This is a genomic window from Leclercia sp. G3L (assembly GCF_021117075.1).
Taxonomy (GTDB): domain Bacteria; phylum Pseudomonadota; class Gammaproteobacteria; order Enterobacterales; family Enterobacteriaceae; genus Enterobacter; species Enterobacter adecarboxylatus_C.
This window is the reverse complement of record NZ_CP088265.1, coordinates 3,784,334-3,799,271: the sequence shown is the minus strand read 5'-3', so window position 1 is coordinate 3,799,271 and position 14,938 is coordinate 3,784,334. Positions and strand designations below refer to the sequence as shown.

Genomic DNA, 14,938 nt, shown 5'->3' with positions numbered 1-14,938 from the left:
GTCATTCCCCTTATGCCTGAGTACGCAGCGCTTCAAGGCGGCGCAGGTCGAAGTCGTTCAGTTCGTCGGTGTAGTCTTCGGTGATCGGCGCTGGCCACTCGCCAGTGTCGAACGCGTTTGCGATGCGGTTCATGGTCTGGCGATACTCGAGCATGCCCAGCTCAATCAGTTCTTCGCTGGCCTCAACGATGGCGATCCAGTGGTAACCCTCGTCTTTGTTGACGAAAATCCAGAAGAACTGGTCCAGCGCTGCGGTCTGCATGTACATGGCTGCACTGAGGTGATAATCGCGGTCGATGATTTCCCGGTGCAGGCGGGCGCGCAGGCCGGACTGCTTCACGTTCCACATGCTGATGGTTTTCAGGTCGGCCCCGACGCGAACACCGTCGATGTCGATTTCCAGATCCGGGCGTACGCGGATTTCCAGCCCGGTCTCTTCGTCGATGCCGAAATAGCTCGTCTCAACAGCGCGATCAGGGTGCAGCAGCAGTTTTCCGGCGGTCGGGTGCTCATGCAGCGCTTTCTGAATGGCCAGCGCCGTTTCCATCTGCTGCTGGGTCACCAGAATCTTGTCGCCGGGGTTCTCGCGCCACGCGTCCAGCAGTTCGTCAGCGAATACCGCATCCGGCTTAACGGACTTCACCGCCTGAATCATCTCCGCTTTGGTGCCGGACACTTTCAGCGATGCCGGTTTCTGCGCTTCCTGCGCCACCAGGTCAGGATTGATGATCGCCAGCTGCTCCAGCAGCGCGTCGCGGCTTCCGCTGGTTTTCACCGGCGCAGGCAGGGTGGCGTTGTACTCTTTGATGCAGGCCTTCATTGCGACAGCGGTCTGCTTCTGGTCTGCCTCGATACGCTGAAACTCAGCTGGCAGCGTCATATAGCTCTGCGCTGTTTCTTCCAGGCTGCCGCCCATCGGCACCTGCGCGGGCAGGGTGGCGTTGTGCTCTTCCAGCAGCGCTTTGATATCGTCAGCGCTCAGCAGCGCGGGCAGGCTGGCATTGTGTTCGTCGATAAAGGCGCGCAGGGTCGCCGCGGTGGTGAGGGCCCCTTCCGGGATCACCGGCTCCACGCTGAACTCTTCATCGAGGTTTTCCGGTTGCAGCGCAAGCGCATGCACCAGGTTGCCCATATCCAGCACTTTGGAGCCTTCACGCGGGATGGTCCTTGCGACGTGGCGCGCGTTGAAGTACATCAGGCTAACGCGGGCATCTTTTACCTGGGTGCTGCTGATCCCGTTCGCTGCGTGATACACGTTATTCGGCAGGCCCTCATAGCGGCCCGGTTCGAAGTACGCTGGGTATTCCGGGGCCGGTTCCTGCGGCATCAGCTCACCTTCCAGCGCTACTGGCTCGGCTTCCAGTGGTGTGTCGCTTGCTACTCCCCACTCCGATGCAGCAAGGATGTCAGCCAGTTCTACGGAATCTGCCTGCGGATCAGTTGCATCAGCGCTTTCGCCTGGTTGAATCGGGTTACCAGCTTCTCCTTCCGTCGGGTCAGTCTCTTCCATCTGCACATCGCTGGTGGTCTCCTCTGTAACCGATGAACGGTCATCTGTTTGTGGTTGGTTTTCGTTCATCAGGCCTTCGATGGAGAACATGCCGCCGCCGAGATTCGCGACCTGCGGCTGGGTGGACGCGGCCAGGTTTTCTTTAACCCACTTCGGATCTTCTGGGTCGCTGATGCCTTCTACAAATTCGCCGCGGTCGGCCGCCAGTTGCTCATCAACAAATTGGCTATCAATCTCAGGTTCAACTGGTGCAGGCAGTGGCAGCAATTCAACGGCAGCATTAAATTCAGCCGTCATCGTCCGGTTCACGAACTCAAGGTGAGCCGCAGGCGTCAGATGGATATTCTCCGGCGCGATGCGCACCAGGTTGAATATGGCCGCGCGGTTCACTGACAGAACGCCAGGCTGGTTGCGCAGGATTTTGCTCCACGATTTCCATGGTTCTTCTTTGGTCGCGACAATCTCTTTTGCGCGACGCAAAACACTGGAAGGGATTTCAAAGTGGTGAAAATCCATCGGCAGCAGGGCGCAGGCGATCTCCAAATCGAGAGTATCCAGGGTATGGTGCGCATCAGCGCCGCGGTCAGTTACGTACCCGCCATCAGCATTAGTGCCTGCGTCAGTGCGCTGCACGTGGCTGATGCGGTTACCTGCGGCCCATTCGCGCGTCAGGATCCCGCGATCGATGCTCTCGGTGTTGAACCATGCTTTAAAGAACTGGATGACCACAGACAGCTCTGTACGTTTTCCTTCAACAGGGAAGATAGTTTTCAGTGCGTTGACCACTTTCCAGATGTCGGGTTCGTACGCTTTCTTGAACGCCTCAACGTTTTCAGCAGCCAGGATCAGGTTCTGCGCATAGCTGTTATCCACATCCAGCTCAAGCTCCAGGATGGCTCGCTTTTGCTCTTCATCGACGTGATAGAAATACTGTTTGTCCGCGATGAACTGTGCCAGTACGCGCTGACGGAAAGGCAGGGTGGCAATGGTCGTCAGTACAGGGAGTTTGCGTTCGCGGAACTCTCTCAGAGCATCACAGACCGTTTCGGTGCCGCTTACATCACCAACGATTTCGCCAGTTTCGATATCCACGCCGTCGACAACAGTGATGTCAGTACCTTCAACAATCACTTCGTCTGGTTGCGCCAACTGTATGGCACCCGGGATGACATTCCAGGTGCGCTGGTCGTCGGCCAGGGTGTAGCGCTCGCACCATGTGTAATCAATCACGCCTTCTTCTGGCAGGTCGTCAACAACAGGCATGTCGGTACGGATCGGCTTGGCGTAGTCCTTACCGCGGCCGGTTTCGATTTCGGCGTCTTCCAGTGCGACATCCAGCTGCAGGTTTGCGCGCGCTGCACTTTTCGCAGTGAACCAAATCACTGCATCTTTCTTGCCAGACTTCTGACTGGCCTTAAGCAGATGGAAAAATTCCATGTCAGATCCTCATTTTTGGATGTAAGATCCCCGGGCCAGAGATAGAGCCCATTGGGTGTATTTTTGGTTTTGAGTAGTTTTCCGGTGTACTTTGGTCGGTGGCACCGGACGTAGACCCCGCCTTGCGCGGGTTTTACGTTAGGCTTCGTGGGCCATCTGGTCGTGCGAGGCGCAACGCTCAGAGCAGTACTCTTTTTCTTTACGCGCCAGCCGATTTCCCTGAAGGAATAACAGCTCGCTTTTTACCGGTTCGCCTTCAACTGGCTTGCCGCAATAACCGCATTTGGTCTGCATAATCACTCCTCAGAACTTAACCGTGGTTTCCGCTGGTACTTCTTCGCTGCGGACGATCTGTTCTACCGGGTAGCAATTCCCCGAAACCTTCTGGTCAATGGCGGCCTGCTCGCATTGCTGCTGGCTGTCATAGACATCGAGAACCACATCCTGAAATTCACCATTGGTCATGCCGATTGTCAGGACGAGTGCGAATAAAGTCCCCATCAGTGCGTCCCCGCCGGAACCAGGTGCGGTTCAATATTGCGTGAAGCATACGGGCGGCGGATGTGGCGCAGATTTCCCTGCGGTTCATGCCAGTACATACCTTCGGTGTAGTTAAAAGAGACCAGCCATGCTGCGCCGGTACGCTGGTTGCGCATTGGAACGGCGCGACCGCTGTTTGGTACTGCTGGGTTAATTTTCATCTCAATCACCTGTTTGCCCTTGTCGCCTAATAGTCGTTGTTGATCTTTTCTTTCAAAATTAACGACCAGTCTTCAGGTTCAGCACTAAAGTGCTCGACTAAGTTTTCTACAGCGAACTTATCTTCCGGGCAGCTCAGGCAGCGCAAAAACAGTTCGAGGTGTTTTTTACGAATTTGCCACTGTTTAGCCTCTGCCAGTTCATGTGCGCAAAGCTGGGATGCGGCTATTGAATTTTTCACTGCAACTTGGCGGCAGCAGAGCTTGTACTCCGCAATCAGCTCTTTTAGGGCCTCGGTTGATAACTCGGTTTTGAACTCGTCATTTTCAGAGAAATAACCACCCTTATGCTCGCCTATCTTCATTTTGTTCGGACCGGTCATATAAACCCCTCTTGTTTGCCCTTGTCGCCAGGCTGGCGGAACGTTTCTTTAACCTGATGCGCGTTAATCACTCCACCTCATCCGACTATTCGTATGCCGTCGGCGGCTACTTCGTGGGCTCCATGCCTAGGTGGTTCGTGGTGCGTCTTGGTGAGATAGATTAAACACAATGTTTAAACCAGTGTCAACTAAATGAGTAATTATAGATAAACAAAAAGTTTAATGATGGCTGGCTTGAAAGAGAAACTGTGAGTTGCAGACAAAAAAAATCCCGACGCGATGGCCGGGATCGGAGTGAAGAGCAGGCATTTAGCATGTACGTCACTCGGTGCTAATCTTTCTGGGGGCACAACGGAGCGGAATGATGAAGAACAGAGACGAACAGACTGGGTTGGTTGGCTTGGCAATTGGGGCGGCAGTGATTGGCCTAGTATCAGCTCAAAAGCCCATTAACCGGGCGAGCATCATTGACGAGCTGGTGAGGCTGGGGAGACAGAAGGGCGATGGAGTTCAGGATGAGGTGTTTGAGAAGGCGGCGGAGCTGGTGAGCAAAGGGGTATAAAAAAACCCGGCGCGGTGGCCGGGTTTAGCATAGGGTTCGATTACCAGTTGAAATATGCTGAGCTATTCTTAGTCTCTTTTTCTCTGCTCTGAGGCTTTTCTTTAAGAATAACAGACGGCTGTGCTTCGACTTTTGAGGGGTTAAACATCTTTTGCCATTCGCGAAGTTCAATTTCTTTTTCTAAAGTTTTCTCAACCATGTCAACGCCTTAAGAGATACGTGAGAAGTAATGATGGTTAAGTTCTTTATCAAAGTAGTGTTTACGTTTGACCCATATGAAACCATCGCCTTTAGATATTATAGCAACATCGATCGGACCGCCAACAGTTTCGTTGTCATTAGATATTTTTCTTTTAAATGCTGTAAGGTTAACCAATGATTCAGCCATATATGCCAAATCTTGTTTTGGTAAAAACTCAATCATTTCAGTCACTTTTGAGCTAAAGTTGTCGTTTATGTGGCTTGTGATTATTTCGTTATAGCTTGCTAGTCTTTCATCCAACTTGTCAGAAAAATCTCTAATTAATTGTTCTTTTTCTGCATCTGTTGCTGACGTGGCGTTTATTCGTTCAGACATATCGCTCAATAGCTGATTGTTTTCAACTTCAAACCCAGCAAACATAAAACCTCTCAGATTCCAGCTTATTCCATGTAGAAAAGTTTCTACCTCTTCCTCTTGAGCATAAGCTTTTATTGCTGAGACACCTCCAGATGAACTCTTGCTCAAGTTTGGAGAGAATCTCAATTTGTTTTGAAAGAACCCATGAACGTCGAAAGCCAATATAGCTGGCATGTATTCAAGTTCACCATAACCCGCAAATACTAAACCCGTGTTATGCCCAAAAGGTGATTTCTTACAGGTTATCATTGCAAAAAGGTTGCCAATAACTTCGCAGAGAGATTCTGGTATTTCTGTGCCATCTTCTTTTAATAATCTGTCTTCACAGATATTCCTTGCAATAGGGAGGGAGAACTCTCTAGCGATAGCAATATCAGACTCATCAAAACCTTCAAGGTAGTCTTGAATTGATATGTTTGCTAATACGCTATTCGCCTCTTCCTCTAAAATTTCATATGTTTCAGAAATTGTTGGTTTTATTCCATTCTCATCAATAAAATGCTTTATTCTTCTCTCATCAATGTGGTTTATTAATGAAGGAAAAAACTTATTGGCAAAAGTATCTATTAAATAATTTTCCCTTAAATCCATGGGGATCAGATGTTCTCCATTACAAAGGAAATCCCAAAATTTCTGTGCATACTCACCGACCGTATCGCAGTGTTCGTCCTTTATTTTTTTTCTAAATTCCTTTATCAACATCTCCCATGGCACACCACATAGATTTGCAGAACCAAAAACCATTATTCCGACGGGGTGATACTTACTTAGTGCGAACAGTTTGTCTGCACCGTTGTATATCTTGCTTACACCATCTCCTCCGGAGATTGTGACTGCAGAGTCAGCGGCAAGGGCAACTGCTGATTTATTGAAAACTGCGATTTCGGCTGTCATTCAATATCCTCTAAATTCCTGTGAAATATAGGTACGGCATGAACCGTAAGAATGTTCGCGCTTTATGTAAATCTTCAAAATCTGCCACCACAAAACTCAGGCCGCCCCGCCACCACACTAGTTCAAAAATGTTCTCAACCCGCTATCACCAGCTATGTGCCGACCAGAATATATAGCCTTTCGAACCAGTAGCCGCGTCGTCTCCATAGCCACAACGATGATCTTGCGGTTACCGTAAATCAGAGGAGATCGCTAACAATAAGTAATTATCTCAATCTCCTTGCGACCGGATCCGACCTTTCATGTACCGCTCATACAACTCATCTAGCTCCTTCAGGCGGATCGCGAAGATGCGGAGCATGTTCTGCTGCTCTTCTTCCGGCAGCTGGCGATAGAGCTCTAGCAGGCGTTGTTCGTCTGGCTTAAGTCCGTCTTTCTCACCAACATCCTGGCCAAGAATCCACTCAAGGCTAACCCCAAGCGCATCCGCCAGCTTTATGGCTGAACTTTTCCCAATCGTCCCACGAACGAACCAGTTATTGACCGACTGAGCACTGACGCCACAAATGCGGGCCATGTCTGACTTAGTCAAGTTCTTAAGCTCAAGGACCTCATTAAGTCTTTGAACTTGTGGGTGGTTAATCTGATGAGTTTTTTCTTTCATGGACGAATTCTAAACCAAAAGTTTATTAGCTCAATATTCAAAATGTTGACTTATCTATAAACATTTTGTTTAATTGAGTCGTTGCCACTGGAGCTAATTATGAAAGCTATTGATAAAGCCATTACCAAAGCAGGAACCGCCACCCGCTTAGCCGAATTACTAACCGTAAGCGCCATGACTGTCAGCCATTGGCGGAACCGCTATCGAGGTGTCGTTCCTGCAGATCGCGTCCTGCAAATTTATGCAGTCACCGGCGTCACTCCCCATGAACTGCGCCCCGATATCTACCCGAACCCCACCGACGGTTTACCAAAGTAGGAGCATTGATCATGCAAACACTTTCTTTTCAACAGAATAACAGAGCACCGACAGATCGCCTGATATTCCAGTATCACTCCAGTGAAGAGACAACTGGTAACGTTGACCACCGTAATTTATGCGCAGCCGTCCGAGCTTGGGCGGCAGATGAGGGGCGCCTGGTCGTTGCGTTGCAAATCAAAGAAGCGGCAGAAGAGCTGGCGATTGAAGGGATTGATCTCAATGTTCAGCCGGGCGTTTGGAACGTAAAGATGTTTCGCTGGTTGGACAACAAAGAGAACTCGGCAGCATATCGGGCGAACGTAGAGCTGCTGGCGCCAGCGATTATCTCTGCGTTACCCCTGGCGTATCGCGATCGCGTTGTTCAGCTCGATGATGTTGCGCTTCGAATTGCCAGAACGGTGAAGGAAGACGCCGAGGCTACTCAGGCCGTCATGCTCAAAGCGCCAAAGCAGGTTCGGCTGAAGGAGATCAGCGAAAAGATTGTCGCCAGCTTCTACCTGGATGGCCCGGACTCTGTGGCGCCATTGATGGCCATGGTTACAACGATGCTGGGGGCTGTATGACGGGATCTAAAAAGGCGAAAGCCGCGGTGCTCGAACACCAACGGCTTTCTGATGCAAATACGGGACGTAAATGCGAGGTCATTATGGCAAATGCATGTACAAAACACCAGGCGAAAGGGGCATAGCCATGTCGAATGTCGCTTACGCCGATTTTGCGGCACGCAGTGCCGTCAGGAGCAACCGGATGGAGAACCAGAAGACCGGATTCATCCCGTTGTACCGGAGTGTATTGAAGAAGCCCTGGGCGAAAGATGTGTTCCTGCGCACGCTGTGGGAAAACCTTCTGTTGGGCGCTGCCCGTCAGCCTTATACGGCAAACTTTAAAGGCCGTCAGTGGCCGCTGCAAACCGGACAACTGGTGACCACGTCAGCCGATCTCGGGCTGAAATTATGTGATCGGGCAGGGGAGCCAACAAGCCGTCACGCAGTGGAGAGAATGCTGGCACTTTTCGTCAAGGAAGGGATGATTTCTACTGCGGGAGAGAAGCGAAAAGGCACCGTGATAACCATCACAAATTACATGCTTTATGCTCAAAAAATGGACAATTTACCCGCGCATTTGGCCGAGCATAACGGCGAGCATTACGCCGCGCATGAGGAACCCAGCAACGGCGGTGCTTCCGGTAGTGATGCCGCGCATTTAGCCGCGCATGAGGCCGCGCAATTCGCCGCGCATCATGAACAACAAGGTAATAACAACAATATAAATATTAAAAGATCCTCGTCCCGGAATTCTGCCGAATCCCGAAACGAAGCGATCGAAAAATTTCTTTCTCGCCATCCTGAAGCCGTAGACGGAATTTACACCCCCTCCGGTAAATCATGGGGAACGGCTGATGACCTGAAAGCAGCCCGTTGGATTTATGCCCAGCTGCTGACGGTCAACCCAAGCCTCAGTGAGCCGAAATGGGTTGAGTGGGCCAATACCATCCGTCTGATGCGCCAGCAGGACAACCGCACTCACTACGAAATTTGCGAGCTACTCAAGTGGGTCAGCAAGGATAGCTTCTGGAAGACCAACATCCTGAGCCCATCCAGCCTGCGAAAGCAGTGGGACCAGCTAAGCACCAAACGCCTGAACAACCCATCCGGGGTCCGGCCAGCAGCCCAGGGCATCGACTTCAACAATACAGACTGGATCAACGAGGTGTTCGATGGAAAGACTATCTGAGCAGCTGGCGAACTGCGATCGCGAAAGCTTTCGCCGCATCGCCCATAACATGCCTGAAGCCCCGGCAGAACGCCCGCAGGTTGAGCAGACGGCTGAAATCTTCAACTCCCTGTTCAGCGCGCTGCGTGCTGCATTTCCGGCAGCAATGGCTGCTTTCCGTGAGCAGAGCGAGTTCAACGAACTGCGCCGCCAGTGGGTGATGGCATTTCAGGAGAACGGGATCACTACCATGGCACAGGTGGCCGCAGGCATGCGGATTGCCCGCCGCCAGGAGAAGCCATTCCTGCCGTCACCCGGTCAGTTTGTTGCTTGGTGCAAAGAGGGGCGCTGCCTGCTCGGGTTCAGCGTTGATGACGTGATGACTGAGTACTGGAAATGGCGCCGCCTGGTCTTCCGGTTCCCGACCAGCGAGCAGTACCCATGGCCAGCACCAGTTCTGTATCACATCTGCATTGAGCTGCGCCGCCAGAGTACCGATCGCCAGATGACCGAGAGCGAGATGCGCCAGGCCGCCGGCAAGGTCCTGGCTGGATGGGAAGAGCGCGTTGCAGCAGGTAAGCCGGTACCGCCGATCCGCCGCGCTATCGCCGCTCCGGCCAAGGCCAGCGGACCCACGCCAGCAGAAATGCTGAAAGCCCAATATGCGCAGCGCAAAGCCGCTGGTCTGATTTAACAGGAGATCCCTATGGCTAAACCTAAAACCATAGCGAGCGCACCCTGTTCATCGCCTGGATTATCGAGCTGGTGAAAAAGCATGGCCGCGCAACGACTAACGATATCGCCGCCATGTTCGGCCTGCATCGCACTACTGCCGAGAAATACATTCGGGCTGCCATAGAGCAGGGCCATCTTATCCGCCACGGGCGCAGCGGCGTCTTCCGCGACCAGCGGGCAGTTATCGACTTTGACATGGAACGTTATACGCACCGAGGAGCATCCCATGAGTGATTCACTGAGCAACAAAGAGCTGGTGGCCGTTGGTCATCACCTGGCGAAGGCGCTGAGCAGCGACACGCCAATCATGGACATCGCGAAGATTGTTTCGCGCCTGGCCGAACGCCTGGACTGCACCACCGCGGCGCTGCATGCCACGCGCGCCCAGCGCGATCAACTGGGTGCGGAGAACGGCAAGATGCTGCGCCTGCTCACCGACATCAGTGAAAACCACCTGGAATATTTGTCCGAAGGTGAAGACTGCATGATGGCTGGAGTTCCATTGGATTATGTCTCTGAAATCAACACCTACGTATCGCGGGACGTAAACGCCGAGAATCCTTTCAAACAGACCGACGCCTTCCTGGCTGAAGTGCGGGCGCAGGGGGCAGAGGGTTTCATCGATTTCTGCGGTGAAGAAAACTCAGTGTTTGTTGAGTCAAAAGCTTATTACCGCTCGCTGTCGGATGCGGTTGCAGAGTTCGCCGAACAACTTCGCTTGGGAGCATCCCAATGAGCAACGCTATCGTCGCAAACCTGACCGATGAGGTGATCAATGCCGCTTTCAAGAATACCAACTTCGGGCGCGATGACTTCCGCACCATCCTCGCTGAAACGGTCCTGAAACGTGCAGCAGGGTATCACTCAGGATGGACTGCAACCACTATCTGCAAACATCTTAAGTTGCTTGGTAAGCAAGAAATGCCGACCAAACTCGGGCTGAGATTCGCTTTCAATCACTACTACAAACCATGTGTGCGTGAGGCACTGATGCCTGCTGGGGAGGCAGCCCAATGAGCTACGTCTTCCTGATTATGGTTTTATCAAGCCAGAGCATGAACATGCAGGTCGAACCGATGGAGAGCATGGCTCAGTGCCAGGCGGCCATAAAAGCGCTAGCCGTTGCAGACCGGGAACGCTCCTGGAATGAAACGTCACCGCGTATCAACAACATCAAATGCGTTGAGGTGAACTGATGGAGCAGATGCTGCAATACGCGACAAAGCGGATCGTCCAACTGGAAAGCCTGCTGTTGGTGGATGTCGCCGAAACCGTCTGGCCTGCCGAAGTGGGCATGGTTTACGGCCAGATTGAAAACGCCGGGGATCTCCCGGCGCATCACCAGCGCCGCCTGAAGCATCACATCAACCGCATGTGGCTGGAGAAAATGCCGGTACCGGCCATCGTTACTGCGGCCCGGTCGCTGGCTGCCGCCATGGAGGAATACGCGTGAGAGAAATCATCGTTGATAACTTTGCCGGCGGCGGCGGGGCGAGTACGGGCATTGAGCTGGCGATCGGCCGCAGCGTGGACATTGCCATCAACCACGACCCCAACGCCGTGGCGATGCACACCACCAACCACCCGGACACGCTGCACTACTGCGAATCCGTTTTTGATGTAAACCCCCTGGTGGCGACCGCTAGTCGCCCGGTGGGGCTGGCGTGGTTCTCACCGGACTGTCGCCACTTCTCGAAGGCCAAAGGCTCAAAGCCGGTGGAGAAAGAGATTCGCGGGCTGGCGTGGATCGTCATTCGCTGGGCGCTGGCGGTACGGCCACGAGTGATGATGCTGGAGAACGTGGAGGAGTTCAAAACGTGGGGGCCGCTTATCGTATCGGCTGACGCCGGTCAGCGCCCGGATCCTGACCGCGCCGGAGAAACTTTCGAGGCGTTCTGCGGCATGCTCTCAGGCGGTATCCCCGCCGGGCATCCGGCGCTGGCGGAGTGCTGCGAGTTCCTGGGCATTGCCGCCGACGGCGAGCTGGCGCAGCAGCTGGTGGCCGGGCTTGGTTATGCCGTTGATCACCGAGAGCTGCGTGCCTGCGACTTTGGCGCGCCGACCATCCGGAAGCGGTTCTTCATGGTAATGCGCTGCGACGGCGTGCCGGTGACCTGGCCGGTGCCGACCCACGGGGATCCGAAAACGCCAGCAGTGCAGGGTGGCAAGCTGGCGCCATGGCGTACCGCGGCGGAATGTATCGACTGGTCTATTCCGGCACAGTCCATCTTCGACCGTAAGAAGCCGCTGGCGGAGAACACGCTTAAGCGTATCGCGCGCGGCATCCAGCGCTTCGTGATTGATAGCGCCTCGCCGTTTATCGTGAAGTGCAACCACACCACGACGAAAGGGAAATACGACTGCTTCCGCGGACAGTCGCTGGCGGAACCGCTGCAGACCATCACAAAAACGCACGGCTATGCGATCGCGGTACCGACGGTAACACCGTTCCTGGCGGGTAGCGGAGGCAGTGAGTACCAGGCGAAGCCACGACCGCTGGATAAACCCATGCATACCATCCTGAAAGAGTCACGGGCATGTGTTGTAGCGCCGGTCATCGCCCGGCAATTCGGTGCCAGCATTGGACATCGCGCTGACGAACCGAGCGCCACGATCACCGCCGGTGGCGGCAAGTTCGGGTTGGTGGCTGCTAATCTGGTTAAGCACTTCGGCGGGAACTACCAGGGCGCTGGCGTGGCTTTGGACGAACCGGTCCACACGGTCACCACCGATCATCACGCCGTTGTCGCTGCGCACCTGATGGTTAATAACACTGGGCACCCTGGCGGTGCTGCTGACCAACCTGCTCATACTGTCACAACGGGTAATCACCACGCTGCGGTCACGTCGCACCTGGTAATGCTGCGCGGGACCTGCCGGGATGGCCGGGTGGTTGATGCGCCAGCGCCGGGGTTAACCGCGGGCGGCCTGCATGTCGGGAATGTTGAAACCAGCCTGGCGACGGGTGGCTATGACGAGCAGCGCGCGGCGCAGGTGCTGGCATTCCTGCGGGAGTATTGCGGCGTGGATTCTGACGGGCTGGTGACTGTGGATGGCGTGGTGTATCGCATCGTGGATATCGGCATGCGCATGCTGCAGCCAGCGGAACTGTACCGCGCCCAGGGCTTTCCGGAGTGGTACATCATCGACCAGGACTACCGCGGCGTGAAGTACGCGAAGGATAAGCAGGTGGCCCGCTGCGGCAACGCCGTGCCGCCGCCGTTCGCTGAAGCGCTGGTAAGGGTGAATTTGCCGGAGATGTGCGAACAACGGGAGTGGGCTGCTTAAAGATAATATTAATAGAGGACTTATTTCAACTTGAAAACGCCGGGCATTGCCCGGCGAATCAATTGTCCTTATTTGCCAGAGAACCTTCTCCAGATACTTTGGCAAATGCCAAAAGACAAAGCTAAGAACATAAGACCAGACCAACGTTCTATCCCTTCCGCCATCACCAGCATAGCTATTCCGATACCTGCAAGCGGAATAGCAGCGATAACAAAAAGAATAATGCCACAAATAAATTGGCTTACAGTGGGCTCTTGAGACATGTTAACACCTTTAATGAAGGAAACCGTTGACGCGCAATTTCTTATAGTTTTTATGTAGTTCCATTTAGCACTTGGCTTTTATCATTTGCTGTACTTTCCATAGACGTGAAACGCACATTAAATAAATCTACTCATATATTCAATTCACCAGTTTTGGTGGGGCAACCATTTCGCTCGAGCGCACAACTTCCCATACAAACAATATGGGAATCCCCATATCGACGGCCAGGGCCTCTCCGGAGGCCTTTTTCGCGCCCGGCGCATAGGTGATTTGCACATGATCGATAATACCGATCGATACAAGAATATTGATCTATTAAATCGATCAGTTAATAACCGGCGACCGGCAACAAATTATCAACCTGACAAAAAGTGTCACCCCATTAAATTATCCATAAAAGCTGCTTCACCCCTCGCCCAGAGGAGGTGAGAGTTTTTTAATCAGGTATTTACCCCGGTGCTCTCTGTGCCGCCAAAGTGTTAAAAAATAAGGTCGGTTTTTACACGGAAGTAGCGTAAAAATTTATTTAAATCAATAAGATGAATGGACTTGCACAGGCATGTATTTCATGTGCATACTTAAGCCAAACGAATAAATACTGTTTATACATACAGTATTTTGTTGTATGGTTAAGATGCTACAGAGAAAAATGAATTTTTCTTCCGGCGAACCTATTAGGAAATTTGCGCCATTTGGTATTTTGGCTCTGTGGAGTGGAGTTCTCCCCGCCGGGAGAGGGTATTTGGTGATAGCAAAGTGAGGAGGTCGATGTGAAAGAAAAGCAGGAGCAGGGTGACTGGTACGACATTATCAGGCGTTCAGACGGCAAGCTTATTGGATCTATGCCGTTTGAAAGCCGATGTCTCGTCTACACCAGGAATGGTCTGGTGTCGTGCCGCCCGCTGCTGGAGGACGAAGGGATCTTCAATCTGTCGTCCGGAACCCGTTTTCTTCGCCGCCTCGGCTACCGCGTCAATCAACCCTCTGATATTATGATATCAACGGACTGAACACCCGTTGACCTGATGCGCCACGGAGAACACCATGGCGCAGTTACAACTCATCAAGAATTCTGCAGGAACCCTGATCCCCGCATCGCCGGAGACCAGCGAATTACTGCAATCAAAAATCAAGCTCGGCGCCGTGCTGGTGGCCGACTTCAAACAGGTCCGTAACCCGGCCTTCCACCGTCGCTTCTTCGCTCTGCTGAATCTCGGCTTCGAATACTGGGAGCCAACCGGCGGGGCTATCTCCTCCAACGAACGCAAGCTGGTGACCGGCTACGCCAAATATCTGGCTTCGTTCGGTGGGAGTGAAACCGCGTTGCTGGATGCTGCCGAGCAATATCTCGAGCAGGTGGGCAGCCGCCGCATCACCAATGGCATCAGCCTGTGCAAATCCTTCGACGCGTATCGCGCCTGGGTCACCATCGAATCCGGCCACTACGACACCATCCAGCTGCCTGACGGCACCCTCCGCAAACACCCCCGCAGTATCGCCTTTGCCAATATGGACGAGACCGAGTTTCAGCAGCTCTACAGGGCCGCGCTCGATGTTCTGTGGCGCTGGATATTGTCCCGGGCATTCAGGGATCAGCGCGAGGCTGAGAACGCCGCCGCGCAGCTGATGAGCTTCGGGAGCTGACCAGATGGCGAAATCATGGTTCCACTACACGGAATGCACAACCGAGCAGGCCGATGAACTTCAGCGGCAGTACCAGCGCCGCGGCGTAGCCGTTAAGCGCAGCCTCAATCCTGATTACCTCACCTGGACCGTCAGCGTAGAGCGGCAGGAGGTTACGTACCTCGAGTCCACGCCGCGTACGTTCCGCCAAAAGGTCTGGGGGTGAG

Annotated in this window: 22 protein-coding genes and 1 pseudogene; 14 read left to right on the top strand and 9 right to left on the bottom strand. The window is 53.2% G+C overall.

Going from position 1 to position 14,938, the window contains the following annotated elements; translation table 11 throughout:
* Positions 1–10 precede the first annotated feature (10 nt).
* The 5 genes from LRS40_RS19650 to LRS40_RS19630 all read right to left on the bottom strand — a co-directional run bounded on the left by LRS40_RS19650 (position 11) and on the right by LRS40_RS19630 (position 4,028).
* Positions 11–2,947, bottom strand: coding sequence for a RecE family exodeoxyribonuclease (locus tag LRS40_RS19650; protein ID WP_231312436.1), 2,937 nt, complete (start codon positions 2,945–2,947; stop codon positions 11–13).
* A 138-nt stretch (positions 2,948–3,085) separates the two neighbouring features.
* Complete coding sequence (locus LRS40_RS19645) at positions 3,086–3,241, bottom strand: YdaE family protein (protein WP_196221598.1); 156 nt, start codon at positions 3,239–3,241, stop codon at positions 3,086–3,088.
* 9 nt (positions 3,242–3,250) lie between these two features.
* Positions 3,251–3,448 (bottom strand): DUF1482 family protein, encoded by a 198-nt coding sequence (locus LRS40_RS19640; protein WP_155166696.1) that lies wholly within the window; start codon positions 3,446–3,448, stop codon positions 3,251–3,253.
* The gene (locus LRS40_RS19635) at positions 3,448–3,648 is read right to left on the bottom strand and encodes a hypothetical protein (protein WP_155166697.1); all 201 of its coding nucleotides are present in this window, start codon (positions 3,646–3,648) and stop codon (positions 3,448–3,450) included. The genes LRS40_RS19640 and LRS40_RS19635 overlap by 1 nt, the downstream gene beginning before the upstream one ends.
* Before the next feature lie 26 nt (positions 3,649–3,674).
* Positions 3,675–4,028 (bottom strand): hypothetical protein, encoded by a 354-nt coding sequence (locus LRS40_RS19630; RefSeq protein ID WP_155166698.1) that lies wholly within the window; start codon positions 4,026–4,028, stop codon positions 3,675–3,677.
* Between the two features lie 364 nt (positions 4,029–4,392).
* On the opposite strand from LRS40_RS19630, the gene LRS40_RS19625 reads away from it, so the two are divergent.
* On the top strand, positions 4,393–4,590 hold the full coding sequence (locus LRS40_RS19625; protein WP_231313923.1) for a hypothetical protein: 198 nt from the start codon (positions 4,393–4,395) through the stop codon (positions 4,588–4,590).
* A gap of 40 nt (positions 4,591–4,630) precedes the next feature.
* Here LRS40_RS19625 and LRS40_RS19620 read toward each other — a convergent pair whose 3' ends face one another.
* From LRS40_RS19620 to LRS40_RS19610, 3 genes are all read right to left on the bottom strand, one after another.
* Positions 4,631–4,789 (bottom strand): hypothetical protein, encoded by a 159-nt coding sequence (locus tag LRS40_RS19620; RefSeq protein ID WP_231312435.1) that lies wholly within the window; start codon positions 4,787–4,789, stop codon positions 4,631–4,633.
* Positions 4,790–4,798: 9 nt separating this feature from the next.
* Positions 4,799–6,103, bottom strand: a complete 1,305-nt coding sequence (locus tag LRS40_RS19615) for a hypothetical protein (protein ID WP_231312434.1) — start codon at positions 6,101–6,103, stop codon at positions 4,799–4,801.
* Positions 6,104–6,374: 271 nt separating this feature from the next.
* On the bottom strand, positions 6,375–6,767 hold the full coding sequence (locus tag LRS40_RS19610) for a helix-turn-helix domain-containing protein (RefSeq protein WP_231312433.1): 393 nt from the start codon (positions 6,765–6,767) through the stop codon (positions 6,375–6,377).
* 99 nt (positions 6,768–6,866) lie between these two features.
* Here LRS40_RS19610 and LRS40_RS19605 point away from each other — a divergent pair, with 99 nt between their 5' ends.
* From LRS40_RS19605 to LRS40_RS19560, 10 genes and pseudogenes are all read left to right on the top strand, one after another.
* Positions 6,867–7,085, top strand: coding sequence for a YdaS family helix-turn-helix protein (locus LRS40_RS19605; protein WP_187799159.1), 219 nt, complete (start codon positions 6,867–6,869; stop codon positions 7,083–7,085).
* Between the two features lie 11 nt (positions 7,086–7,096).
* Entirely contained in the window at positions 7,097–7,651 is a 555-nt protein-coding gene (locus LRS40_RS19600; protein WP_231312432.1) for a toxin YdaT family protein, read from the top strand.
* A 184-nt stretch (positions 7,652–7,835) separates the two neighbouring features.
* A complete protein-coding gene (locus tag LRS40_RS19595; protein WP_103181079.1) occupies positions 7,836–8,822 on the top strand; it encodes a replication protein in 987 nt (328 codons plus the stop codon).
* Positions 8,806–9,495 carry a replication protein P gene (locus LRS40_RS19590; RefSeq protein ID WP_103179493.1) on the top strand — a complete coding sequence of 230 codons (690 nt, stop codon included), beginning with the start codon at positions 8,806–8,808 and terminating at the stop codon, positions 9,493–9,495. Before LRS40_RS19595 ends, LRS40_RS19590 begins: the two co-directional genes overlap by 17 nt.
* Positions 9,496–9,507: 12 nt before the next feature.
* Positions 9,508–9,746 (top strand): annotated as a pseudogene (locus tag LRS40_RS19585) (DUF977 family protein); the annotation flags it as partial.
* 16 nt (positions 9,747–9,762) lie between these two features.
* Positions 9,763–10,272 carry a hypothetical protein gene (locus tag LRS40_RS19580; protein WP_103179495.1) on the top strand — a complete coding sequence of 170 codons (510 nt, stop codon included), beginning with the start codon at positions 9,763–9,765 and terminating at the stop codon, positions 10,270–10,272.
* Positions 10,269–10,553 carry a hypothetical protein gene (locus LRS40_RS19575; protein WP_231312431.1) on the top strand — a complete coding sequence of 95 codons (285 nt, stop codon included), beginning with the start codon at positions 10,269–10,271 and terminating at the stop codon, positions 10,551–10,553. Before LRS40_RS19580 ends, LRS40_RS19575 begins: the two co-directional genes overlap by 4 nt.
* Positions 10,550–10,732, top strand: a complete 183-nt coding sequence (locus LRS40_RS19570) for a hypothetical protein (RefSeq protein ID WP_103179496.1) — start codon at positions 10,550–10,552, stop codon at positions 10,730–10,732. Before LRS40_RS19575 ends, LRS40_RS19570 begins: the two co-directional genes overlap by 4 nt.
* A complete protein-coding gene (locus LRS40_RS19565; RefSeq protein ID WP_103179497.1) occupies positions 10,732–10,989 on the top strand; it encodes a hypothetical protein in 258 nt (85 codons plus the stop codon). Before LRS40_RS19570 ends, LRS40_RS19565 begins: the two co-directional genes overlap by 1 nt.
* On the top strand, positions 10,980–12,824 hold the full coding sequence (locus tag LRS40_RS19560) for a DNA cytosine methyltransferase (protein WP_370649967.1): 1,845 nt from the start codon (positions 10,980–10,982) through the stop codon (positions 12,822–12,824). Before LRS40_RS19565 ends, LRS40_RS19560 begins: the two co-directional genes overlap by 10 nt.
* Positions 12,825–12,892: 68 nt before the next feature.
* Here LRS40_RS19560 and LRS40_RS19555 read toward each other — a convergent pair whose 3' ends face one another.
* The gene (locus LRS40_RS19555) at positions 12,893–13,087 is read right to left on the bottom strand and encodes a hypothetical protein (RefSeq protein ID WP_139156339.1); all 195 of its coding nucleotides are present in this window, start codon (positions 13,085–13,087) and stop codon (positions 12,893–12,895) included.
* Between the two features lie 771 nt (positions 13,088–13,858).
* On the opposite strand from LRS40_RS19555, the gene LRS40_RS19550 reads away from it, so the two are divergent.
* The 3 genes from LRS40_RS19550 to LRS40_RS19540 are packed head-to-tail and all read left to right on the top strand — an operon-like array spanning position 13,859 to position 14,937.
* Positions 13,859–14,098, top strand: a complete 240-nt coding sequence (locus LRS40_RS19550; protein WP_103179500.1) for a hypothetical protein — start codon at positions 13,859–13,861, stop codon at positions 14,096–14,098.
* A gap of 34 nt (positions 14,099–14,132) precedes the next feature.
* Entirely contained in the window at positions 14,133–14,732 is a 600-nt protein-coding gene (locus LRS40_RS19545; protein WP_231312429.1) for a DUF1367 family protein, read from the top strand.
* 4 nt (positions 14,733–14,736) lie between these two features.
* A complete protein-coding gene (locus LRS40_RS19540) occupies positions 14,737–14,937 on the top strand; it encodes a hypothetical protein (protein WP_103179502.1) in 201 nt (66 codons plus the stop codon).
* Position 14,938: the final 1 nt, after the last annotated feature.

Bases quoted from the DNA above. Each gene is read 5' to 3' on its own strand.
- LRS40_RS19600 (WP_231312432.1), top strand. From the start codon at position 7,097: ATGCAAACACTTTCTTTTCAACAGAATAACAGAGCACCGACAGATCGC.
- LRS40_RS19555 (WP_139156339.1), bottom strand. From the start codon at position 13,087: ATGTCTCAAGAGCCCACTGTAAGCCAATTTATTTGTGGCATTATTCTT.
- LRS40_RS19580 (WP_103179495.1), top strand. From the start codon at position 9,763: ATGAGTGATTCACTGAGCAACAAAGAGCTGGTGGCCGTTGGTCATCAC.
- LRS40_RS19540 (WP_103179502.1), top strand. From the start codon at position 14,737: ATGGCGAAATCATGGTTCCACTACACGGAATGCACAACCGAGCAGGCC.
- LRS40_RS19635 (WP_155166697.1), bottom strand. From the start codon at position 3,648: ATGAAAATTAACCCAGCAGTACCAAACAGCGGTCGCGCCGTTCCAATG.
- LRS40_RS19610 (WP_231312433.1), bottom strand. From the start codon at position 6,767: ATGAAAGAAAAAACTCATCAGATTAACCACCCACAAGTTCAAAGACTT.
- LRS40_RS19645 (WP_196221598.1), bottom strand. From the start codon at position 3,241: ATGCAGACCAAATGCGGTTATTGCGGCAAGCCAGTTGAAGGCGAACCG.
- LRS40_RS19630 (WP_155166698.1), bottom strand. From the start codon at position 4,028: ATGACCGGTCCGAACAAAATGAAGATAGGCGAGCATAAGGGTGGTTAT.
- LRS40_RS19620 (WP_231312435.1), bottom strand. From the start codon at position 4,789: ATGGTTGAGAAAACTTTAGAAAAAGAAATTGAACTTCGCGAATGGCAA.
- LRS40_RS19640 (WP_155166696.1), bottom strand. From the start codon at position 3,448: ATGGGGACTTTATTCGCACTCGTCCTGACAATCGGCATGACCAATGGT.
- LRS40_RS19595 (WP_103181079.1), top strand. From the start codon at position 7,836: ATGGAGAACCAGAAGACCGGATTCATCCCGTTGTACCGGAGTGTATTG.
- LRS40_RS19615 (WP_231312434.1), bottom strand. From the start codon at position 6,103: ATGACAGCCGAAATCGCAGTTTTCAATAAATCAGCAGTTGCCCTTGCC.
- LRS40_RS19575 (WP_231312431.1), top strand. From the start codon at position 10,269: ATGAGCAACGCTATCGTCGCAAACCTGACCGATGAGGTGATCAATGCC.
- LRS40_RS19605 (WP_187799159.1), top strand. From the start codon at position 6,867: ATGAAAGCTATTGATAAAGCCATTACCAAAGCAGGAACCGCCACCCGC.
- LRS40_RS19565 (WP_103179497.1), top strand. From the start codon at position 10,732: ATGGAGCAGATGCTGCAATACGCGACAAAGCGGATCGTCCAACTGGAA.
- LRS40_RS19625 (WP_231313923.1), top strand. From the start codon at position 4,393: ATGAAGAACAGAGACGAACAGACTGGGTTGGTTGGCTTGGCAATTGGG.
- LRS40_RS19545 (WP_231312429.1), top strand. From the start codon at position 14,133: ATGGCGCAGTTACAACTCATCAAGAATTCTGCAGGAACCCTGATCCCC.
- LRS40_RS19590 (WP_103179493.1), top strand. From the start codon at position 8,806: ATGGAAAGACTATCTGAGCAGCTGGCGAACTGCGATCGCGAAAGCTTT.
- LRS40_RS19570 (WP_103179496.1), top strand. From the start codon at position 10,550: ATGAGCTACGTCTTCCTGATTATGGTTTTATCAAGCCAGAGCATGAAC.
- LRS40_RS19650 (WP_231312436.1), bottom strand. From the start codon at position 2,947: ATGGAATTTTTCCATCTGCTTAAGGCCAGTCAGAAGTCTGGCAAGAAA.